At 63.9% G+C, this 21,115-nt stretch carries 17 protein-coding genes; 9 read left to right on the forward strand and 8 right to left on the reverse strand.

The features are described from left to right. Positions 1-45: 45 nt before the first annotated feature. On the reverse strand, positions 46-2,256 hold the full coding sequence (locus tag H6718_08630; protein ID MCB9585449.1) for a hypothetical protein: 2,211 nt from the start codon (positions 2,254-2,256) through the stop codon (positions 46-48). A 571-nt stretch (positions 2,257-2,827) separates the two neighbouring features. Between H6718_08630 and H6718_08635 the strand changes: the two genes are divergently transcribed. The 3 genes from H6718_08635 (at position 2,828) to H6718_08645 (ending at position 4,991) form a co-directional block, all read left to right on the forward strand. After that, positions 2,828-3,646, forward strand: a complete 819-nt coding sequence (locus tag H6718_08635) for a hypothetical protein (protein MCB9585450.1) — start codon at positions 2,828-2,830, stop codon at positions 3,644-3,646. A 116-nt stretch (positions 3,647-3,762) separates the two neighbouring features. Next, positions 3,763-4,104 (forward strand): hypothetical protein, encoded by a 342-nt coding sequence (locus H6718_08640; protein MCB9585451.1) that lies wholly within the window; start codon positions 3,763-3,765, stop codon positions 4,102-4,104. Then, positions 4,101-4,991 carry an SAM-dependent chlorinase/fluorinase gene (locus H6718_08645; GenBank protein MCB9585452.1) on the forward strand — a complete coding sequence of 297 codons (891 nt, stop codon included), beginning with the start codon at positions 4,101-4,103 and terminating at the stop codon, positions 4,989-4,991. Before H6718_08640 ends, H6718_08645 begins: the two co-directional genes overlap by 4 nt. A gap of 40 nt (positions 4,992-5,031) precedes the next feature. Here the strand turns inward: H6718_08645 and H6718_08650 are convergent, their stop codons facing one another. Both H6718_08650 and H6718_08655 read right to left on the reverse strand, forming a co-directional pair. Then, on the reverse strand, positions 5,032-5,493 hold the full coding sequence (locus H6718_08650) for a heavy metal-binding domain-containing protein (protein MCB9585453.1): 462 nt from the start codon (positions 5,491-5,493) through the stop codon (positions 5,032-5,034). Then, positions 5,493-5,816 carry a YbjQ family protein gene (locus H6718_08655; GenBank protein ID MCB9585454.1) on the reverse strand — a complete coding sequence of 108 codons (324 nt, stop codon included), beginning with the start codon at positions 5,814-5,816 and terminating at the stop codon, positions 5,493-5,495. The genes H6718_08650 and H6718_08655 overlap by 1 nt, the downstream gene beginning before the upstream one ends. 171 nt (positions 5,817-5,987) lie before the next feature. On the opposite strand from H6718_08655, the gene H6718_08660 reads away from it, so the two are divergent. From H6718_08660 to H6718_08670, 3 genes are all read left to right on the forward strand, one after another. Further along, on the forward strand, positions 5,988-8,870 hold the full coding sequence (locus tag H6718_08660; protein MCB9585455.1) for a tetratricopeptide repeat protein: 2,883 nt from the start codon (positions 5,988-5,990) through the stop codon (positions 8,868-8,870). A 122-nt stretch (positions 8,871-8,992) separates the two neighbouring features. Then, positions 8,993-9,898 (forward strand): 30S ribosomal protein S6--L-glutamate ligase, encoded by a 906-nt coding sequence (gene rimK / locus H6718_08665; protein ID MCB9585456.1) that lies wholly within the window; start codon positions 8,993-8,995, stop codon positions 9,896-9,898. Positions 9,899-10,043: 145 nt separating this feature from the next. Beyond that, positions 10,044-10,646: a DNA-3-methyladenine glycosylase I gene (locus H6718_08670; GenBank protein ID MCB9585457.1), complete on the forward strand. Its 603-nt coding sequence runs from the start codon at positions 10,044-10,046 to the stop codon at positions 10,644-10,646. A 14-nt stretch (positions 10,647-10,660) separates the two neighbouring features. Here H6718_08670 and H6718_08675 read toward each other — a convergent pair whose 3' ends face one another. After that, positions 10,661-11,653 (reverse strand): hypothetical protein, encoded by a 993-nt coding sequence (locus H6718_08675; protein MCB9585458.1) that lies wholly within the window; start codon positions 11,651-11,653, stop codon positions 10,661-10,663. Between the two features lie 118 nt (positions 11,654-11,771). Here H6718_08675 and H6718_08680 point away from each other — a divergent pair, with 118 nt between their 5' ends. Then, entirely contained in the window at positions 11,772-12,449 is a 678-nt protein-coding gene (locus tag H6718_08680) for a cysteine hydrolase (GenBank protein MCB9585459.1), read from the forward strand. A gap of 22 nt (positions 12,450-12,471) precedes the next feature. Here the strand turns inward: H6718_08680 and H6718_08685 are convergent, their stop codons facing one another. Together H6718_08685 and H6718_08690 are read right to left on the reverse strand one after the other, a co-directional pair. Next, positions 12,472-13,842 (reverse strand): chloride channel protein, encoded by a 1,371-nt coding sequence (locus H6718_08685; protein ID MCB9585460.1) that lies wholly within the window; start codon positions 13,840-13,842, stop codon positions 12,472-12,474. A gap of 192 nt (positions 13,843-14,034) precedes the next feature. Next, the gene (locus H6718_08690; protein ID MCB9585461.1) at positions 14,035-16,371 is read right to left on the reverse strand and encodes a prolyl oligopeptidase family serine peptidase; all 2,337 of its coding nucleotides are present in this window, start codon (positions 16,369-16,371) and stop codon (positions 14,035-14,037) included. A gap of 165 nt (positions 16,372-16,536) precedes the next feature. Here H6718_08690 and H6718_08695 point away from each other — a divergent pair, with 165 nt between their 5' ends. Then, complete coding sequence (locus tag H6718_08695) at positions 16,537-16,866, forward strand: DUF2288 family protein (GenBank protein MCB9585462.1); 330 nt, start codon at positions 16,537-16,539, stop codon at positions 16,864-16,866. 483 nt (positions 16,867-17,349) lie between these two features. Beyond that, entirely contained in the window at positions 17,350-19,443 is a 2,094-nt protein-coding gene (locus H6718_08700) for an elongation factor G (GenBank protein ID MCB9585463.1), read from the forward strand. A 125-nt stretch (positions 19,444-19,568) separates the two neighbouring features. Here H6718_08700 and H6718_08705 read toward each other — a convergent pair whose 3' ends face one another. Together H6718_08705 and H6718_08710 are read right to left on the reverse strand one after the other, a co-directional pair. Further along, positions 19,569-19,823, reverse strand: a complete 255-nt coding sequence (locus H6718_08705) for a hypothetical protein (GenBank protein ID MCB9585464.1) — start codon at positions 19,821-19,823, stop codon at positions 19,569-19,571. 10 nt (positions 19,824-19,833) lie between these two features. Beyond that, the gene (locus tag H6718_08710) at positions 19,834-20,994 is read right to left on the reverse strand and encodes an FIST C-terminal domain-containing protein (protein ID MCB9585465.1); all 1,161 of its coding nucleotides are present in this window, start codon (positions 20,992-20,994) and stop codon (positions 19,834-19,836) included. Positions 20,995-21,115 lie beyond the last annotated feature (121 nt).

Here is a 21,115-nt window from a genome sequence, read left to right on the forward strand (position 1 = left end):
GCGTTCAAAAGTGGAAAATGCTGGAGGATGAGTGGCTCGAGGGGCTCAGCCCCGCCTGCGCCGACGGAGCGCAAGCAAGCCAAGGCCGAAGAGCAGCGCGGTGGAACCGTGGCTGTCGCCCCCACCGGTGGTGCGACAACCGCAGCCGCCGTCGTCACCTCCACCGCTTGCATTGTTCCCCGGGGAACCGCTAGCTCCAGCGCTTCCGCCGCTCGGGTTGCCCGCATCGCCGCCGGTGCCGGCAGTGCCCGCAGTGCCACCAGCGCCACCGCTCGGGTTCGCTGGTGGATCCGGGAGCCCAGGCACAGCGACGTTCAAGCAGGTCGCTGGGGCGTCTGAGAGCCCTGGCGGAAAGGCTCGGCTCACGGAGCCCTGATGTCCAGGGTCGAGGATCAGAGCTGCCAGGTCGGTGACGGCGCAGTCCGCCGTAGACGCATTGGGAGCGAAGCTCTCGAGCTTCCCGGAGTGGCACTCGACCGGCGCGTCCTCGGTGATGGTCGCCGGATAGTCCGTGCCGTCTTTGCGCACGCTCAGCAGCGCCTTGGTATCGATGCCGAGCGGAAACACGGCCGGACGCAGGTAGTCGCACACACCCGGCTGCATCCAAGCGGGCGTATGGCTCGCGTCGAAGGAGGCTGGTCCTTGATCACCGCTCGCCGGTACGACCATGCGGTGGTCGGCGAAGGTGACAGCGGCGATGTTGAAGGCGTGGGCATACAGCCCCGAGTCGAAGAGGTTGTCGAGCGCCGTGCCGTTCAGGTTCGGGTCCGCTGCCGCGCTCAGGCGCGTGTCGTACTCGCTGAGCACTGCGTCCTCCTTCGCTTCCAGCTCGTCGATCAGCGTCCCGACGTACTCCTCCGCCAGGTCGATGGCTTTGTCCTTCAGGGTGTCCTTGATCGGCTGAACGATGGGATCGAACACGGCGCGAATGATGTCCGCTGGCGGGATGTTGATGCCCAGGGTCTCCAGCGTGCTCTGCAAGTCCAGGTACCATTGGGGCAACACGGCCTGAGCGACTGTCTCGTAGTCCAGGTTGGTGATGTTGTTCGCCCAGTCCTTCATCGGCTGCATCAGCACGCCGAGTCGGCTCTTGCTGAGGCTGAACTGGGGAGCGCCCGGAGTCAGGGGGCTGTTCAGCTCGGTTGACAGCCCAGTCACCGTCTGCGCGTACGCCGGCATGAATCCGTAGAGGTCGTCGTGGAGCTTCTCGCTGAGCTTGTCGAACGCGCTTGGCAGCGGCTGATTGTTCGCATCGAAGCGCGGCGTCAGCATCGCGACGTAGGTCTTGTAGGTGGAGAACAGCACGGGGCAGCTGAAGTCGCAGTCGGTTTGGTCGTCTGGCGTCCCCAGCTGGCCGTCGCTGCCTGCAGTGACTCCAAGCTCGAACCCGTCAGCCGTGCTTGGGTCCTGTAGTTCGGCGATTCGCGTCTCGATATCCAAGCGGATGTCCAGTCGCTCGCGGTCGATCTCCTCGATGTAGAACGGGGCAAGCGCCAGGTGGTCCGCGGCCGGCAGCTCCGCGGAGTTGACGATGCTGACGAAGGAGGCGCCCGGGTTGGCGCTCTTCGCTGCTTCGAACTTCGCCCGTGCATGCTCGGTCATCGCGAGCCACACCGGGTTCTGCGTTCCGAAGTAGGTTCGGAGGACGAATCCTTGCGGAATCGTGTGCGCCAGGGTGCCCGCGCCGAAAGCACTCGGGCTCTGCTCGTACGCGGCCTTCTGGATTTGAGACTCGGCGACAATGTGGCGCACCACGTTGTCCCAGGAAGACTGCCGAGCTGAGGTGATGGGGGTGAGGGTGAACGTCTCACCGCTCATGTAGTTGACATAGTGATGCGCGATCGCGTCCGTCGAGCCGTGCAGAAAGCAACCCAGCGCGTACGCGCGCTCGGCGTCGGTCAGCGCTTCATCGTAGAGTAGCTGGCACTGGGCGTATGGTTGTTGGTGCAGCGCGTGGCTCGGATCCGTCATGCCGGGGAACACGGTGTTATCCGGACCGATGGCACCTGCGCGGAACTCCAATGGGTTGTCCCGAATGGCGCGCGCGTCCTCTTCGCTGAGGCTGACGCTGTAGCCGCTCAGCTTCAGGGCGACGCTGTTGCCTCCACCAGCGATCAATTCCTTGCGGATATCGTTGGCGATCATGATGTGAATGCGGGTCGAGAACGCATGAGCGTCACCAGCACTCGCTAGCAGCGCCAGACCACTGATCAGACTCGTCCCAAGAGCGCGTCGCGCCCATGTCCTCCCAAGCATTTCGCCAGGCTAACGCGAGTCGCGTTACGTGGCCGCCTCTATTTTGGTGCACAACGGCCGTGCTCTGACGTTTTGCGGATGGGAACGCAGGGTTCGTTCCCTTTGGAGCGAGCGCTACAGAGCTCCTTCAGTCCTACGGCGCTCGAGGCGGATGGCGTTTTCGTGCGCAAAACGCGGCGCCGCCCAGGGAGGCCGCATTAGCCAGGCGTAGCCTGAGTCGTACTCGCAACCTCGCAGCCCATTCGGCTGGTCAGCCAAATGCGAGTCTTGGTTCCGGTTCTGACACGGCGTTGGGGCATCGCTAGCGTGCGTGCGAAAGCTGAACCCAGAGTCACTAGACCCTCCCGGCAGAGTCACTAGACCCGCCCAGCTTGACCACGACGTGCCTCGCGCCACCAGCGCTCGAAGCAGGCGCTTTGGACAACGTACCGTGCGGATACGCGGCGCCCCGACCTTCGCAGCGCTCGCGAACTGGGCTGGATTCGGACTAGCCTGTCAATCAAAGTCCGACCTCGCGCGCGCAAGGCTTGTTTCGTTGCCACAATCGCACCAACGTTGGAAACTGCGGCCAATGGACCCGATGTGGATCGCAGCCGTCGTGAACCCCGCCGTGACCGCGGTCGTGGTGAGCGCGTTGACGCAGCACTTCATCACCCGCCGTACGACGGAGCGCATCAAGCAGCTCGAGAGCGACCTGGCCACGCGACGCTTCGATCATCAGCAGGCGAGCGAGGGCGAAGCGCGGCGCCGGGAGCGTGTTCGCGAAGCGGTGGACCGCTGGGGGGACGACGCGTTCGACGCGGTGAAGAGCCTGCGTCGGCGCCTCGACAACATCTTGGTCAGCGGCGCCCACGTCGCATTGGCCCAAGACTGCGAGGAGCACATCGCCCCCAGCTGGTCGATGACTCACAGCTACTACATGAACTCCACGCTCTACCTGTTCGCTCGGCTATTTTTCATGGATCGCATCCTGCGCCTCGAGATCGGGGAAGAGGTGTTCGGCGCTCGCGATGCAAAGGACGAAGTGGTGAGTGAGCTCGACCGCATGATCCGTGAGCTGTCCAGCAATCGCCTCCACACCGGCGAAGGGGATCGTCAGGTCTTTCGCTTGCAGCAGCAGGCGATTGGTGAGGCCGTCACTCAACCCGTAGCCCCTGGTAGTCCGGCAAGCCCCTTGCAGTGCCTGACTTACGTGGACTTCCTCTCCAAGCTCGGTGAGGCGGGGGGCATGCTCCCCACCGTGATCGAACCCCTGCGGCTCTTGCTGTGCGACCTCGACATCGAGTCCACACGCGGGGAGCGCCTGCGTGGGTTCAATCAAGCACTCGCCACGCTGCAGAGCGTCTTGGAGCAGCGGCTCGCTCCGTTAGTTTCCGGGCGGCCATCCTGAAGGCTTCAGACCCGTTGCTTGTCTGCGCCTTGCCGGCGCGAACTCGCGTGGGGGCGACCGGTGCTGGTGTGTGAGTGGGCGGCCCTCCAATGCGTTGGAGGTGCTATGGTCCCGCAGTGTCTGCTAGCCGACCAACCACCGGTGGCCGCTTCGTGGCGCGCCGCATCACGCTGACCGACGGCTGCGTCCAGTACGACCTCGCGCTTTCGACCCCGGAAGCGGATTGGGCCGGTGTGGCCCGGGTCGAGCTGGAGCGCGGCGGGGTCGAGCTGGAGCTGAATTGCCTTGGGGAAAAACATGAGGCGCCCCCGGACTGGCTCGCGGCACACGTCACTGCGGCGCTGCGTTCAGCCTGGCGAGGCGTGGAATCGCCTCGCACCGCGAAGGTCGACGACTTCCCACGTCGGTTGACCCGCTGGCGGGCGCCGCTACCAGGGAAGGAGTCGTCGTCGGCGTGACCCACCGCGGGCCAGCTGGTCAGCGCAGCGGTGTGCTCACGCTGCTGACCGACTTCGGGTTGAAGGACCCGTTCGTTGGCATCATGCACGGCATCGTACTCCAGCGCGCGCCCAATGCGCGCATCGTGGATCTGACTCATCACATCCGCCCTCAAGACATTCGAGCTGGAGCCTTCTACCTGCGGCACGCCTTTCATTGGTTTCCGCGAGGCACCGTCCACGTGGCGGTGGTCGACCCCGGGGTCGGGAGTCAGCGCCGCGCACTGGTCGTCAGTGTGCAAGGACATTGCTTCGTGTTGCCTGACAACGGCTTGGTGGGGGAGGTGCTGGCGCTGGCACGGCGTCGGGGCGATCAGGCGGAGGTTCGGGAGATCGACGTGAGCTCGCCGGGGCTGAAAGTCGAGCTCACGAGTCACACATTTCACGGGCGAGATTTGTTCGCGCCGGTCGGCGCCAAGCTGGTGGCGGGCCTGCCATTCGCGGAGGTCGGCGCGGAGGTCCACGAAGTCGTTCCAACTCCCAACCAAGCCGTCTTGAAGCTGGCCACTGGTTTCGAGGCGGAGGTGGTGGTGGTGGACCACTTCGGCAATGGCATCACGAACCTCGAGCTCGCGGAGTACTGCCCCGAGGCGCTCAAAGAGCCGCGCCGCTTTCGCGTGCGCGTACAGCACTTGGATATCCCGCTCGTCCGCACCTATTCAGAGGTCGCGGAGGGGGAGCTGTGTGCGTTGGTGAACTCCTTCGGCACTCTGGAAATCGCCGAGCGCAACGGTAGTGCCGCGCGGCAACTAACGCGGCTGTTGCACGGTGATCCTCCAACGAACGCGGATTCTTGGGGGGTGAGCAGCCGCGTTCGGTTGCTCGAGATCGCCGCGCGCCCCGATTGAACTAGCCACGCGAGACCCGCGAGACCGCTGTTGAACGAGCTCATCCCAGCGGGAGTTGCTTGTAGGCGGTCGCGCTGCCGATCACCGCAACTTTCAGATCGCGCTGCTGGGGGTCGTTGCCGATGTCCGCCGTTTCCAGGCGGAGATTGGCAAGTGCGTCGTACCCAGCGCGCTCGGCGTCGGCTTTGAGTCGTACCAACGCTTCTCGGCGTGCGCGCGCCATCACCTCGCTGACGTTCTCCATCTCCCCACCGAAGAAGTTCACCAGCGCAGCCAAAAACGCCTGGAAGCGATCCAGGCCCCATACCAGCTCCACGGTGACCAAGCGCGGCGGAAGCTGAGGCGAGCCGTCATAGTGCTTCGCGTTGCTGACGCGCACATGGCTGAGCTCGCGTTCGCGCTCGGCGAGGGACTCGCGATGACGCGCCCGTCGGCGCGCACCCCAGTACCAACCGATGAAGAGCAGCGAGCTGACGGAGAGAACTCCGATGATCGCTTCCATCAGCTCTCCGGAACGAGCAAAACGGCGGTGCCGTAGGCATACAGCTCGGCGGCGCCGGCAGTCACCGCGCTCGTGGAGTAGCGAACGTTGATTACGGCGTTTGCACCCAGGCGAGTCGCCTCGTCCAGCATGCGCTGCGTCGCCTGCTGGCGGGACTCTGTGAGCAGCTCCGTGTACTCCGAGAGCTCTCCGCCCACGATGTTCTTCAGCCCAGCTAGGAAATCGCGGCCAAAGTTCTTGGCGCGCACGGTGTTTCCTTGGACGAGCCCCAGCACCCGCTGCACGCGATAGCCCGCTACTGTTTCGGTGTTGACGACGATCATCAGGAGTTTGGTATCGCACAAGCTGGCGTCGGCGAGCAGTGGGAGTGCGCTCCCGTACACCTTCGGCGGGTGTTGCGAGCAGACTGCGCCACGCAAGAGCGGCCCGCCGGGGAATCCGCGCTGGCCTCGCTGCGGTAGCTCCGACAGTATTCCGGGGTGCCTGCGCGTCTGATGCATTTTTCCTCCGCCACCGGGTCCACCTCCACTGCCTCCTGGCGTCGTCGCCCGTTCGCTTCGCTGCTCTTGTTGTGCGGTGCCCTGGCAGGGTCCACATGCGCCTGCGCTGGTGCACAAGCACAGCCCGCGGCAGCCCCCGGCAAGGCAGTCAAGGCCGCGCCGAAGCCGCCTCGCGATCCCGCGAAGGCGCTCGAGCAGGGCAAAGACCTGTTGGTGAAGAGCAAGTACCCCGAAGCGGAAGCCAACCTGCGGGCGGCGCTAGTGGGCAAGCAAAAGGCGGAGGCGGAGACCCGCCTAGCGGAGCTCTTGCTGATCACCGGTCGTTACGACGATGCGGTGTCGACGGCGAAATCTGCAGCCAAGAGCAAGCAGTTCAAGGCGGAGGCCAGCACGATCGCCGCCAAGGCCCTGCGCGCCGAAGGCAAGCTGGACGAGGCCCTCGATTGGTTGGCAAAAGTCGAGAAGGACCCCGACGCTCGCGCTGCGCGCCTACTCCAAGGAGAAATCCTCCTGGAAAAAGGCGACCGTCGCGCAGCGGAGTCGCCGCTGATGACGCTGATCGAAGACTACAACAGCGATAAGATCAACGACACGGACGCCACCGGCCTCGCGATGGTCGGGCGCGCTGCCCACCTCCTACGCTCACCCCAAGACGCGAACGATGCGTTCAACGAGGCGGAGCGCGCCAAGGCCGGGGACATCCAAACGCTGCTCTGGCGCGCTGAGCTGTTCCTCGAAAAGTACGATCCAGGACACGCCGAAGAGGTCATCAAAGAAGTACTGACCCAGGCGCCGAATCACCCCGAGGCGCTGGTGTGGATGGCCCACGTCAAGCTGGCCCAAGCGCTGGATTTCGACGCGGCGACTCGCTTGGTCAACCAGGCCCTGAAGACCAACCCCAAGCTGGGGAATGCCCACTTCGTGCTCGCTGGTATCAACCTGCGGGACATGGAACTCGCCGACGCGGATCAACACCTGGACGACGGGCTGAAGTACAACCCTCGAGACCTCGACCTGCTGAGCCTCAAGGCGGCGGTGCGTTTCCTCGCGGATGATGACGCCGGTTTCCAGAAGGCGAAGCGCAAGGTGCTCAAGCTGAACCCACAGTACTCGCGCATGTTCCAGATCGTCGGGGAGTACGCGGAGTGGGAGCATCGCTACGACGAAATCGTCGAGATGATGCGCGAGGCGATCAAGATCGACTCCGAGGACGCCAAGGCAGAGGCTCAGCTGGGCCTGAACCTGATCCGCGCCGGAAATGACCAGGAGGGCCTGAAGGCGCTGAACTCCGCCTTCGACAAAGACGCCTTCAACGTGCGTGTGTTCAACACGCTCAACCTGTACGAGAAGACCATCCGCAAGGACTACGAGTCCGTGCAAGAAGGCCAGTTCACCTTCCGCTACTACAAGAAGGAGAAGGCCATCCTCGAGCGCTACATCCCCGGACTGATGCGCGACGCCTGGAAGGCCATGGTCAAGTACTACGGCTTCACTCCGAGTCAGCCGATCGGCGTGGAGCTGTATGCGGAGCGGCAAGACTTCGCGATCCGTACCAGCGGCCTACCGGGCACGGCGATCCAGGGCGTGTGCTTCGGCAAGACGCTGGCCTCGATGAGCCCCTACAACGAGACCTTCAATGTCGGCATGACGGTGTGGCATGAGCTGGCCCATGTTTTCCACATACAAATGAGCAAGAGCCACGTTCCGCGCTGGTTCACCGAAGGCATGGCGGAGTACGAGACAATCGTCGCGCGGCCGGAGTGGCAGCGCGAGCAAGATCAAGATCTGTTCGCCGCCCTGCGGGACGATCGCCTGCCGAAGCTCGGCAATATGAACAAGGCGTTCACGCGTGCCGAAGAGCTCAGCGACATCGCCACCGCGTACTACGCATCGAGCCAAATCTTGGTGATGCTGGGGGAGAAGTACGGCCGCGCGAAGCTCAACAAGATGCTCGAGCTGTGGGCCGCGGGCAAACGTACCCCAGAGGTGCTCAAGCTCGCATTGGGCAAGGACAGCACCGAGCTCGACAAGGAGTTTGCGGCGTTCACGGGGAAGCTCTTGGCTCGCTACAAGACACAGTTCATGCCCATCCGCCGCACGGGCCCGTTCGAGGACGCCGAAGATGCGGCGAAGAAAGACCCGAGCAACGCACGCGCCCAGACCGTCTACGCTCTAGCGCTGTTACGCCAAGGCAAAGCCAAGCAGGCAGACTCGGCGCTTCAGGCTGCGGTGAAGGCTGACCCGAAGTTTGCCGATGCGATCTATCTCCAGGCTCAGCTCGCCATGGCCAAGCGCGACGCTGGCGAAGCCAAGCGCTTCTTGAAGCAGCTCATCACCAACGGCGACGATGGCTATGCGGTAAGGATGCTACTCGCGGACATTGCCGAAGCCACCGGCGACGCCGCGGGCATGAAGGCTGAACTCGAGGCTGCAAGCAAGCTCGACCCCAGCATGGCTGAGCCGGTGCAAGCGTTGGTCGACCTGGCTACCAAGAGCAAAGACGCGGCCGGGGAGCTGGACGGCCTCCGTAAGCTCGCGAAGCTCGAGCAGCACGATCCACGGGTTTATCGCCGCTTGATGGAGCGCCTGCTCGAGAAGAAGGAGCTGGCAGAGGCCCGGGCCGCGGGAGAAGCGGCTACCTGGGCCGACCTAGAGGGCATGGACACGCACCGGGTGTTCGGGGAAGTGCTGCTGGCTTCAAAAATGGTGCCGCGGGCGATCTTCGAGGGCCAATCCGCGTTGTTGTGCAGGGGTCGCCCGAAGGACCAAGCCAAGGTCCACGACCTACTGGCCCGAGCTTATGCCGCTGTTCCGAACGCGAAGGAGGCGGCTAAACACCGCAAGCTCGCGACCGAAGTGCTGAAGAAAGCCAAGTAGCACAAGGATTCCGCGGGGAACAAATCGAGGCAATCTGCGCCGCGCTGGCGCGAGCTGCTTGGCAGACTTGCGCCCGACGATTTGATACTGTCGACGCTCACCGCAACGGAAAGGGGCGAAGCGTGAAAATTGCGATGCTGGCTCGGAACGCCAACCTGTACTCCCATCAGCGTATCAAGGAGGCAGCGGAAGCGCGCGGCCACCAGTTCGACATCATCGATACGCTACGGTGCTACCTGAACATCAAGGCTTCGGGTTCGTCGCTGTTCTATCGGGGCAAGGAGCTCGAGTACTACGACGCTGTCATTCCGCGTATCGGCGCTTCGGTTACTTTCTACGGCCTGGCAGTGCTGCGTCAGTTCGAGATGATCGGCACCTATCCGCTGAACGAGTCGGTGGCCATCGGCCGCTCCAGAGACAAGCTGCGTTCGATGCAGCTCCTGGCTCGCAAGGGCATTGGTTTGCCGAACACCACCTTCGCCCATGAGTCGCGCTTCACCGGGGAAATCATCGAGACGGTGGGTGGCGCGCCGGTCGTGATCAAGTTGCTCGAAGGGACCCAGGGCATCGGTGTGGTGCTCGCCGACACGCCACGTTCCGCCAAGTCCGTGGTCGAGGCGTTCCGCGGTGCTGGCGTCAACATCCTGGTTCAACAGTTCATCAAGGAGGCTGGCGGCTCCGACGTGCGCGCATTCGTGATTGGCGACAAGGTGGTCGCTGCGATGCAGCGCAAGGGCGCGGAAGGTGAGTTCCGCTCCAACCTACACCGAGGCGGGAGCGCCGCTGCCGTCAAACTGAGCAGCGTGGAGCGCGCCACGGCGCTCGCCTCCGCGAAGGCGATGGGGCTCAACGTTTGCGGTGTGGACATGCTCCGCTCCAACACTGGGCCGGTCGTGATGGAGGTCAACTCCTCACCCGGCCTGGAGGGCGTGGAGAAGGCGACGGAAGTGGACGTCGCTGGCAAGATCATCGAGTTCATCGAGGCCAACGCCAAGCCGAACAAGACCAAGACGAAGGGCAAGGGCTGACCTGACTTCCCAGGCTCAGCGGAGCCGGCCACTCGGCGGGCCACAACACTGCTACTGCCAGCGCAGTGTCAGGAGCAACGGCGTGGCCTGCTTCGCAATGGAGCGGAAGTGGTAGCGTCGCCCAGTGACCAAGCTCGCAGACGGACTGGTGCGTGGGGAAGACAACGTGGTGCGCTGTTGGTGGGGCGCACAGCCCGAGATCTACCAGCGCTACCACGACACGGAGTGGGGCTTCCCCGTCAGCGACGACAAGCGCCTGTTCGAGAAGCTTTGCCTAGAGGGTTTTCAGTCCGGCTTGAGCTGGCTCACGATCCTGAACAAGCGAGAAAATTTCCGCAAGGCATTTGAGGGGTTTGACTTCGCGCGGGTCGCGCGCTTCACGGACAAGGACGTGGCGCGTCTGCTCGCAGATGCCGGCATCGTGCGCCATCGCGGGAAGATCGAGTCGACGATCAACAACGCAAAGCGCACGCTGGAGCTGGTGAAAGAACACGGCTCGTTGCATGCGTTCGTGCAAAGTTTCACCCCTCCCCCCCAAACCCGACCGAAGCGCTGCACGAAGCAGGCGCTCTTGGCTCTATCGAAGACACCGGAGTCCGTGGCGCTGAGCAAGGCGCTCAAGCAGCGGGGGTTTAGCTTCGTCGGGCCCACCACGGTGTACGCCTTCATGCAGGCGATGGGTCTGGTGAACGACCACGTCGAAGGTTGCCCAGTGCGTCTGCAGGTGGAGGCAGCGCGGCGGGGCTAGCCCCTGCTTCCACTCTAGCGTTTAGCCGCGCGGAAAGTGCGCCGGGCCTGGCCGACGCTGATGCGTTGCCACTTGGCGTAGGTGCGGATCGCGCGCTCGGTGAGCTGGTTGTCCGAGTCGTTTTCTCCCAGGCCTTTGGCGACCGCGTCGACCAGGTAGCCTTCGGGTGCCATCAAGGTCTGGGTAGAGACCAAGTTCTTCGAGCCCGCCTGCTCGAGTGAGTTGCTGAAGTAGCGATCGGAATAGCAGGCGAGCACGAAGGCTGGGTGCGCCGGCTGGGGGCGCTTGAGCGCATCTGCTGGTGTTGGGCTTGGCAGCCGCTTGCCGTCCATCAGTCGGTTGTGGCCTGCGTAGCCTGCGACGTGAATCGTCTCGCTCCTGAGCTGCTTGCCCTCGGGGCGCTTGGGATCGTTGAAGCTAACGGTCGCTCCTTCGGTGGCGTTCTTCCACAAATCGTCGACGGCGCGATCAATCTTGCTGCCGTGCACCGCCTGGAGCACCACCAGCTGTTCGATCCGGCACTCGGGGGATTGCTCCCCTGCTGCGGTCGCGTGCTTGGTGCAGCGAGCCAACTTCCAATTCTTCGCGGAAACGTAGCGGCGATAGACGACTCGCTCGAGGTAGACGTCGTCTTGCTGCTTGACCTCGACGCGCTCCCAGCCGCTGCGCTTGCCATCGAAGATGCGGCGCGCGCCGAAGATGGCTCCCCAGTACAGGTTCGTCTCGAGGCGTCCCGGTTGACCTGCCCAGCTCGCACCGCAGTCGATTTGCGCGTTGGAGCACAGCGGCACGGTGACGTGAATCAAGAGCGGCCTGCCCGCTTCGAGATCCGTCTTGATGCTTGGGTAGGCGTCCCCCCAGCCCGCCTCCGCTTTCGGGGCTGACGCTGGAGGCTTGCTCTTGCTAGCCCCGGAACTGCGAGTTTTGCCGAGCTTTTCCGCAGTTGCCGCTGTGGAGCAGAGCAGGATTGCAGCCGCAATCAGCATTCGGACGGTACGCGAAGGCATGAGGAGCTATCGACGATGAGCCCCAGAGTGTGACTCGGGAGCTGACTTTTACGACTCGCCGGAGCGCGCTACCCTTGGATGTTGGCGCCTCACGGTGCCGCGTTGGAGAGGGGGGAACATGGCGTCTATCAACGTTCATGATACGGCCGTGCTGTTTATCGACTTCCAGCACGATGTATGCGCTCGCGGTGGGCGCATGGTGAGCCAATCCGATGAAGTGATCGCTAGCTTCGAGGGCGTCCGCTCCCAGGCGGGTTGGTTACTCGAGCAGCTCAGGGATCTGCCGCCCGGCGCGCCTCACTACGCGTTCGTGGCCCATGGTTTCGAGTCTGGCTATCCAGAGTTGGTCGGTGGCCGATTGAGCTCGTTCGAGAACTACGTCATGGAGAGCGCCGCCTTTGAGCGAGGGACGTCTGGAACCGCTCAGGTGCCTGAGCTGATCCCCACGGCGGACGAGCATGTCTTCTGGAAGAACACGCTTTCGCCTTTCGAGAGCAGTAACCTGGGGCACTGGTTGAACAAGCGGGGCATCGACACACTCGCGATCGCTGGAGTGGTCACTCACTACGCGGTGCTTGCGACGGCGCTCGCGGCCTTTGACCGCGGCTTTCGCGTGATGGTGATCAAAGACTGCTGCGCCTCGGGGTCGCGGGAGCGCCACGACATGGCGCTGGAGATCCTCGATCCGTTGTGTGAAATGGTTTCGGCCGAAGACCTGCATGCGCGCCTCTACGATGCCTCGGGGAAACATCGAACGGCGTCGCGGCCCGCACAGAGCCAGCCCAAAGCGGTCTAGCGCTGCTCACGGCGAGCGCAAGTCACCCGTCGTTCACGCTGCCGCGGCGTCCGCTCAGGGTGAGCTGCCATTCGGCTCCGCCGTCGCTCAACTCTGCGGTGTAGATGGACTGCGCTCGCAGACGTCGGGAGAAGGCCGCGGCGAGCGCCGTGGCCAGGAGCAGCGGAAGCACGATCGCGTAGTCCCCAGAGAGCTCGAAGGCCATCACCGCGGCGAGTAGCGGCGCGTGGGTCGTAGCCGCCGTCGCCGCAGCCATCCCCACCAGCGTGTAGCCCCCGATCGCCGTGGCTGGCAGCCAACCCGCTTGCACCATGCCTGACGCAACCAGGAAGCCGATCGAGCCGCCCACCAGCAGCGTGGGGGTGAAGACACCACCTGGGCTGCCTGAGGATACGGAGGACGTGGTCGCCACCATCTTGCCGAACAGCAAGAGCAGCACGAAAGTCACGGAAAAGTGCCCGCTGATCAGCTGATTTAGCGGCTCGTAGCCGTTCCCGGCGACCTCGGGGAGAAAGGCGATTACCGTGCCTGCGAGCAGCCCGCCGATTGCCACGCGGAAAGGCTTGCCGCCGGGTAGCCGTTTGAAGGCGTGTTCGCCCCAGCGCAACAAGCGCATGAAGACTTGCGCGCCCAAGGCGACCACGAGTCCTAGCCCCGCGAACGCCAGAAGCTCCCAGCGACTGTTCATGGCGAAGCTGTGCTCCCCATAGATCGGCCCAGGGCCAGCTACTGCGCGGGTGATGCTGGTGGCCAACACAGTCGCGATCAACAGCGGCCAGAACGCCTCGAGCACGACCACGCCGATCACCACTTCGAGCACGAAGAGCACTGCTGCAAACGGAGTGTTGTAGGCCGCGGCGAAGCCGGCTGCGGTGCCTGCGGCGATCAAGATCCGAGTCTGACTGAGGGGGAGGCGGAGCGCGCCGCCGAGGCTTTGCCCCGCGGCACCGCCGAACTGAATCAAGGGCCCCTCTCGCCCGAGGGAGCCGCCGCTCGCGATCGCGAGCCAGGAAGCAGTAGACTTGAGCAGCGTGCTGCGCATCGAGAGGGTGACGCGCCCCAGGACGACGGCCTCCATCACATCGCCGACTCCGCCGGAGCGGGTCACTAGACGTGATACGAAGCCGCCCACCAGCGCGCCAATCGCTGGCATCAAAGCGCGCTGCCAAGGCTTCAGGGTGCTCACAGCGGCGACCACGTCCGACGCCCCGAACAAGGTCTTGTTCAGCCACGCGAGGGATGCACGAAACACGATGGCGAAACCAGCGGATGCGACGGCGACGCCAATCAACCCCAGCGCATAGCGAAATCTGGATGGTTCGCCTGGCTCCGACGCGTCGCGGACGGGGTTTCGGGCTACATCTCCCGACGCTGGCTCGCTCGGCTCGGACACCTTGGAGCTACGCTAGCACTGCGATCGCCGTGGAGTCCGGCGGAAACTGTCTGTCCGCTTCGTCTGGGACAAACTGTCCTGTCTCTCTACTCTTGAGACGAGGAAACGCTGTGTTGATTGGTTCAGGGACTCACGAGTCGCAGCGCGTTAGCAGGGAATGGATGTCGCCTGCGCCACTGCACGTGCGCAGCGTTATTGCCACGCGGTAACTATCGCTTGCGCATCTGCCGCGGGGCTTTCGCCCAGCTTGCTCACACTGCAGCCTCCGCTGGGCACCTTCGTGCAGAACGCGGCGGCTGGCTGGGCGGGATTGGGGGTGAGGATCAACGTTTTCAATCGGAGCTCGCCTGGGAACCGCAACGGGTCGCGCAGCGCCAGTTCGCGCGTGTCGCTCGTGTCGAAGGGCATCGCAAGGGGGTACTGAAAGGCTAGCCGTGTCGTCTCTACGGGGGTGATCGCGGCTGCCGCGGCGAACGGGCTTGGTTGCTCCGCCACCAGCAGCGCGAGGGTGCCGCCGTTCCCGCGGCCGACTAGGTAGATGCGCTTCGGGTCAACACCAGGCAGTCCGGCGCAAGCGTTGCCCGCGGCGACTACGTCGTCTACTTCGTTGAAGAACAGGCTGAATGCGCCAGGGTTGCCCGCCTCACCTCGGAGCTGGGGGACGAACACTGCGAAGCCCCGCTTCAAGAACTCGCCCGCCGCGCTCCAGTCAGCCGGGCTTGGGCTGAAAGCGTCGTGTAGGTACACGACGATCGGCGCGTTCCCTGGCGCGTTCGGCTTGGCTAGCCAGCCGCGGAGCTGAAGCGCGCCGCTGGTGTAGAGCATCTCCTGGGCGCCCGGCGGAGGCGGAACAGGCGCTGCCTCCGGGCCTGGACCCGTCATGTAGAGGGGTCTTGCCGCCGCGCGGAGCTCCCTGAGGGAAACGCCAGCGTTGACGGGGACCCCCAACGCCGGAATCGGTTCGTCATTGGGAAGTCGCGGCTGCGTCGTCCCGCTGTCAGCCGTTTTGCGTGAATCCGCCTTCGTGCGCTCTCGTGCGGGATCTGGGTGGGCGAAGTACCACAGCTTCCAGGTAACGCTGGGTTCGCTGGTGTACGCAGTGCGCCACGTAACCAGCGTGTGGGGGACCATCCCTTGCTCCTCGAAGCTGACGCTCGCCATGTAGCGGACGTCTGGGATCTCTTGCGCTGCGAGCGGGTCGCCGCGCAGCGCCAGTTCCGAGTGGATACGCGCGATTTCAGTGGCACCATACTGGCGACGGAGCTTGAGTTCTACGCATCGACGGGCCTTTTCACGCATGCAGCGGTGGGTACGCGTAAGCCTGAACGTTTCGTGGAGTGTTGCTGGTATCCCAAACAGATTGACGTCGATCTTTCGCTCGTAGTCGGACCCCACGCGGAACGTCTGACCAACCCAGTTGACCGAAAACGAGCCAAATGCGCCGCTGTATTCGGTTTCAAGACGGCGGAGGTAGGCGTCGATGTCTTGGTCTGTCACGCCCGGCGCGGCGTCGGCCCTGAGCCTGTTGCGGAACGTGGGTGCGAATTGGAAGTTCTGGAGCGAGCTGCCATCTGCGCTCAGGTCGAACTCGTAGTAGCTTGAGCTATCCGTCAGCGAGGTCACATGCGCGCCGCTCTCCACCTTGCGCACCTGGATGTTCTGTTTGGCGAACGACAGGTCGTCCTTGTTGCTGGTCGCCGTTACGAGTGACCAATCGGCGTCGGGCCATGCGAAGGTAGGCGCGATGGACCGCGGAGCGTTGCCTTGAGGAACTGACGAGCCCACGTCAGCTGGCCCGCTCTCGCTGAGCCTAGACTGGTCCTTCGGTCCAACGACCAACATGCGGAGCATTTGATGCGCGATCCAAATCGGCGTCAGTCGCATCCGGCTGTTGCCACCGACGCGGCTCACCACCCCAACGACCTTTCCGGAGGTGACGCTGATCACCGGGCTGCCGCTCTGGGAGTGAAACTGAATGGGACGGTCCAGATCCACGTCCACGAAGCCAGGATCCCACTCGACGATGCGACCCTCGACGCGTTCGTGACCCGCCGCGCTCTCCTGCTTGTTCGGGAGCCACACCCGCTCCCCAGGAGGGATGTATTTGCGCGGGTCGGCTTCAAGCACCTGAAAGCCCGCGGGAACGCGGGGAACAGCGGTCACCATCAAGTCCAGCGTAAGGTCTTGGATGGCGCCATCCGTGCCCTGTTCGTCGAATCCCCATAGCGAGTAGCGGGACTGAAACAGCGGCTTGCCTTGCATGCTCCAGAAATTGAATGCGTCAATCTTCTCGGTGATGAAGTGCGCTGAGGACACGACCAGCGCGTGCTTGCCAGTGGTCAAGAAGAACGCAGTGCCGTTGAAGGTTGGCTCGCCTTGTTGGCGGACGAGCTGCGGTTGCAGCAGGAGCTGGGGCCCGCTCGCTTGAGCGCTGGCTGGCTGCGCGGCGCCGGGCGCTTCGGCTCCGCGTGGGGCCTTGGTGCAACCCACGGCGAGGCAGCAGATCAACGTTGGCAAGACTCGTTTCATCACCGCTAGAGCTTAGCGGTTCGGATCGCGGCTTGTCATCGAATCAGGCGAAACCGTGCGGAAGCGAGCGCTTGGAGGTCATGGGACCGAGCTGTGCCCAGGTCAGGCGGAGTACGTGTCAGGCCGACTTGTGCCATGCGGTCGGTGCGTTCATGCTTGGGCCCGATGTCCGAACCCATGAACAAAGAGACGGCGATCCGCACGAGGTTGAGTGAGACGGTTGGGCCGGTGTTTTTCAGCGACTTGAAAGCACACTTGGTGCGGGACGCGGTGTTCGTGGTGGCGGCCGAGGTGAGCTTGGTGGAGTGCGGTGTTGCGGTCGCGTTGGACGACGTGGAGCGCGTCCACGGCCTGATCGAGGCTGGGCACCTGCGCAAACCGAGCCGTCAGGAGCGGTCGCGTTGGGCGGATACGGCGGACGCCGCCTGGACGGCCATCGTCGTGCAGCCCTACGTGCTGGTTCAGGTCACGCGGGAGATGGGCGATGTCTCCTGAGGTCACGCGCGCCCCGTCGCGCTCTCACCAAGGACTCCACCCCTCCCCCCCAAATCCGGCGGGCCAATGAGCTGGGACATGGCTGCCCGAAGCTCTGAGCGGGTGTGTAGCCACGACCCGAGTTGCTTCTTTAACTCTGTGAAATGACTAGTCAAAATGAGCCGTCGCCTAGCACGCTTCGCGCCCTGGCCGACATCCGTGCGGCGATCGCAGTGCTCCCGGCTCCGCGGTTTGGATACTGCATTGGACTGTCGGCCCAAGATCGATTACGTCCCGGCGCCACGACGCGGCCCCTTCCTGCCCTTTGGCGGAACCGCGCGTGACCGAATCCAACGCGCGGCTGGTGTCAGCGCGGCCCAAAAGTAACCCACACCAAACCGCTAGAAGGTGTGCCCGACTGGATCGCCCTAGGCGCACAGTCAGTCGAGTCTCCCCCCAACAGCCCCTGAACCTTGCGCCTGGTCGGCGCGAAATCGAGAAGCCATGACGGACCTGAGTTTATACCGCAATATCGGGATCTTCGCCCACGTGGACGCGGGCAAGACCACGACCACCGAGCGCATCCTGAAGCTCACCGGCAAGATCCACAAGATCGGTGAGGTGCACGACGGTGCCGCCACGACCGACTTCATGGAGCAGGAGCAGGAGCGCGGCATCACGATTCAGTCCGCCGCCACGACGTGCTTCTGGAAGGGGCACCGCTTCAACATCATCGACACTCCCGGGCACGTGGACTTCACCATCGAGGTGTACCGCTCCCTCAAGGTGCTCGACGGCGGCGTGGGTGTGTTCTGCGGTTCCGGCGGCGTTGAGCCCCAGTCGGAGACCAACTGGCGCTACGCGAACGACTCCAAGGTCGCGCGCATCATCTACGTCAACAAGCTCGACCGCATGGGCGCTGACTTCTACCGCGTGGTGAAGCAGATCAAGGAAGTGCTCGCGGCACGTCCCGTGGTCATGGTGCTGCCGATCGGCATCGAGAGCGAGTTCAAGGGCATCGTCGATCTGCTCGAGAAGAAGGCGTACGTCTGGGACGACTCCGGGCTCCCGGAGAACTTCAAGGTCGAAGACATCCCCGCCGACATGGTGGACGACGTCGAGAAGTACCGTGCGGAACTGATCGAGTCGGCCGTCGAGATGGACGACGACGTGATGGAGAAGTACCTCGGCGGCGAAGAGCCCGACGTCGAGACGATCAAGAAGTGCATCCGCAAGGGCACCATCGAGCTCAAGTTCTTCCCGACGTTCTGCGGTTCGTCCTTCAAGAACAAGGGCGTGCAGCAAGTCCTCGACGCCGTCGTCGACTACCTGCCGAACCCCACCGAGGTTCCCCCGCAGCCCGAGGTTGACCTGGAAGGCAACGAGACGGGTGAGTTCGCGATCGTTGATCCCAGCAAGCCCCTGCGCGCGCTGGCGTTCAAGATCATGGACGACCGCTTCGGTGCCCTGACCTTTACCCGCATCTACTCGGGTAAGATCAACAAGGGTGACACCGTGCTGAACACCGCCACGGGCAAGACCGAGCGTATCGGCCGCATGGTGGAGATGCACGCCAACGATCGCACCATGGTGGACTCGGCTCAGGCTGGCGACATCATCGCGATCGTCGGTCTCAAGAACGTGCGCACCGGCCACACGCTGTGCGACGAGAAGCAGCCCGCGACCCTGGAGCCCATGGTGTTCCCGGATCCGGTTATCTCCGTCGCCGTGACGCCCAAGGACAAGGCCAACAGCGAGAAGCTGAGCAACGCGCTCTCCAAGATGGTCGCCGAGGACCCCTCTTTCCACGTGGAAGTGGATCAGGAGTCTGGCGAGACCATCCTCAAGGGCATGGGCGAGCTTCACCTCGACATCAAGGTCGACATCCTCAAGCGCACCCACAAGGTCGAGGCCACCGTGGGCGAGCCCCAGGTTGCCTACCGAGAGACCATCACGAAGGCCACCGACGACAGCTACACCCACAAGAAGCAGACGGGTGGTTCCGGTCAGTTCGCGAAGATCGACTACACCATCGAGCCTCTCGAGCAGGGTGAAGGCTTCATCTTCGAGTCCAACGTCGTCGGCGGTAACGTTCCGAAGGAATTCATCCCGTCCGTCGAGAAGGGCTTCAAGATGATGCTCGACAAGGGCCCGCAGTGTGGGTTCCCCGTCGTCGACATCAAGGTCACGCTGCGGGACGGTGGCTTCCACGCCGTCGACTCTTCGCAGATGGCGTTCGAGACGGCCGCGCGTGCCGCCTACCGCCAGACGATGCCGAAGTGTGGCCCCGAGCTGCTCGAGCCCATCATGAAGGTCGACGTCTACGTGCCCGACGCGAACGTCGGTGACGTCATCGGCGACCTCAACCGCCGCCGCGGCATGATCAAGAGCCAGGAGCCGGGCGCTACCAACGTGCATATCCGTGCGGAATGCCCGCTGTCCGAGATGTTCGGCTACATCGGTGACCTGCGCTCCATGACAGCTGGCCGCGGCCAGTTCGTGATGGAGTTCAGCCACTACTCAACTTGCCCGCGCCAGATCGTCGAGAAGGTGAAGGAGCAAGTGAAGGAGCGCGAAGCTCGCCTCGCCAAGAAGTGAGCCGCTAGCTCCGACGCGAAAGGCCCTCGGTTAACTCCGGGGGCCTTTTCGCGTTTGTAGGGTCGACGGCAGCAACTCGTGATTTTGGGGGGGAGGGCGCGCCGTAGGAAAGCCGAGGAAGCGCCCTACTTCCACTGCAAGAGCACGCGGCTCTTGGCGAAGCGCCCGGTGATGCCCACCAGCCCCGGCTGCTCCGCGACGACTTCAAGTAGGTGCAACGCCTGATCGCGACTCAGGTCGGGGCGCGTTTCCCCGATGACCATGCGGGCATGGTCCACTGCTTCTTGCGCTGCTTGCTTTCCCAACGCAGGCGCAAGCAGCTCGACGAGTGTCGAAGCGTCGATGCGCGGGCGGGCTGCGAAGCTGTGGGATGCGCTCATTCGGATGCTTTCAACGGGGAAACGCGAGCACCACGCTGGTGGTGTTGTGGAAACCGGACCAATCGCCTGCGGCCAGCGCGATTTCTCCGTAGGTTTCGAAGCCTGCGAGCGGCGCGCCGCCGAGCTCCTTGGAGATCTCTGCGAGGGCTTCGTTGAAGGATTCCCCGAGGATTAGGTTTCGGCAGATGCAATCGAACACGAGCGCGCCCGCTACCTCGTCCTTCAAGTCCTTGCGGGCCGCTGCCGCCGCACGCTGCGCGCTGCTGATCTGCTGTTCGGGTCGCCCTTGCATCACGTGGATCTGCGCCCCCTGGGCGACTCCGCAGGCGAAGTTGAGTGAGCCGTCTTCGTTCTTGGAGAGCGGGGCACGCACCTTGTACTCGTCTCCGTTGGGCAGACCGGCTTCATACTGTAGGAGGAAACCACCAAGTTGGTCCGCTTCGAGCAGCAGCGGATCCATCCCCCGGGTGCGCGCGTCCTGACTAGTTGCTTCGGCCCACACCTCGAACGCCGGCTTGCCGTCGAGTTCGTGAATCACGCTGCCCGATGCGCGTGTCACCCGGAACGGCCCGGCGAGCGGACTGTGACCATGGGCTACGCCAAGGCCAAGGGGGCGTCTGCTGCGCACGCGCGCGATGGCCACCGCGTCGCTTCCCGAGCGCCCAGGAATGCCGACTTGGCAACTCGTCATCGCGAGGTCGTCTCCAGCCGCGCCGCCTGCCAGGGGCACTGACGGACCCAGCAACGAGGCTGCTAGCAACGTCGCCTCCTCACCGCGCCCGGTGAGTGGATCCAACAGCATGATCACGGTCTCGTTGGGGTACTCGCTGTCTGGCGTCGACTCGCCCAGGGCGCTTCGGACCGCGGCTTCGGGGTCTTCAGTCAAACTGATGCCGAGTCCCGTCTCGATGCGGAAGTCTCCAGCCAACGCAAACAGTGAGATTGCGCCCTTCGCCTCTCGTTGCTCCGTGAACTCACCCGCCGACGACGCACCCAGAACTTGCGCACCAGGAAAGCGCGTCGCGACACCATCCAGGACATCCCCGAGGGGGTGTTCAGGTGAGGCGAAGGCGAGAATCAACACCGGTTCCTGCCGGTCGAGGCGCAGGACCAAGGTGTCGAGCACCGTGTCCAGGCGAGGTGCTATCGCGGTGGCGATGTGAGTCGGCATCGGGAGTCTCCTGAGAAGGAACGGCGCTTTGTGCGCACCCTTGAGGGCGAGGAACGCGACCAGTCATTCGTTGCCACAAGCGCCCCATATTCTCTGTTCAAGCCGACTTCGGCTCGTGGGC

It is taken from the genome of Polyangiaceae bacterium (assembly GCA_020633205.1).
Taxonomy (GTDB): Bacteria; Myxococcota_A; Polyangia; order Polyangiales; family Polyangiaceae; genus JAHBVY01.

Coding starts and splice junctions, on each gene's coding strand:
- H6718_08630 (MCB9585449.1), bottom strand. CDS start 2,256: ATGCTTGGGAGGACATGGGCGCGACGCGCTCTTGGGACGAGTCTGATC.
- H6718_08635 (MCB9585450.1), top strand. CDS start 2,828: ATGGACCCGATGTGGATCGCAGCCGTCGTGAACCCCGCCGTGACCGCG.
- H6718_08650 (MCB9585453.1), bottom strand. CDS start 5,493: ATGGAAGCGATCATCGGAGTTCTCTCCGTCAGCTCGCTGCTCTTCATC.
- H6718_08655 (MCB9585454.1), bottom strand. CDS start 5,816: ATGATCGTCGTCAACACCGAAACAGTAGCGGGCTATCGCGTGCAGCGG.
- H6718_08660 (MCB9585455.1), top strand. CDS start 5,988: ATGCATTTTTCCTCCGCCACCGGGTCCACCTCCACTGCCTCCTGGCGT.
- H6718_08675 (MCB9585458.1), bottom strand. CDS start 11,653: ATGCCTTCGCGTACCGTCCGAATGCTGATTGCGGCTGCAATCCTGCTC.
- H6718_08680 (MCB9585459.1), top strand. CDS start 11,772: ATGGCGTCTATCAACGTTCATGATACGGCCGTGCTGTTTATCGACTTC.
- H6718_08690 (MCB9585461.1), bottom strand. CDS start 16,371: ATGAAACGAGTCTTGCCAACGTTGATCTGCTGCCTCGCCGTGGGTTGC.
- H6718_08695 (MCB9585462.1), top strand. CDS start 16,537: ATGTCCGAACCCATGAACAAAGAGACGGCGATCCGCACGAGGTTGAGT.
- H6718_08700 (MCB9585463.1), top strand. CDS start 17,350: ATGACGGACCTGAGTTTATACCGCAATATCGGGATCTTCGCCCACGTG.
- H6718_08705 (MCB9585464.1), bottom strand. CDS start 19,823: ATGAGCGCATCCCACAGCTTCGCAGCCCGCCCGCGCATCGACGCTTCG.
- H6718_08710 (MCB9585465.1), bottom strand. CDS start 20,994: ATGCCGACTCACATCGCCACCGCGATAGCACCTCGCCTGGACACGGTG.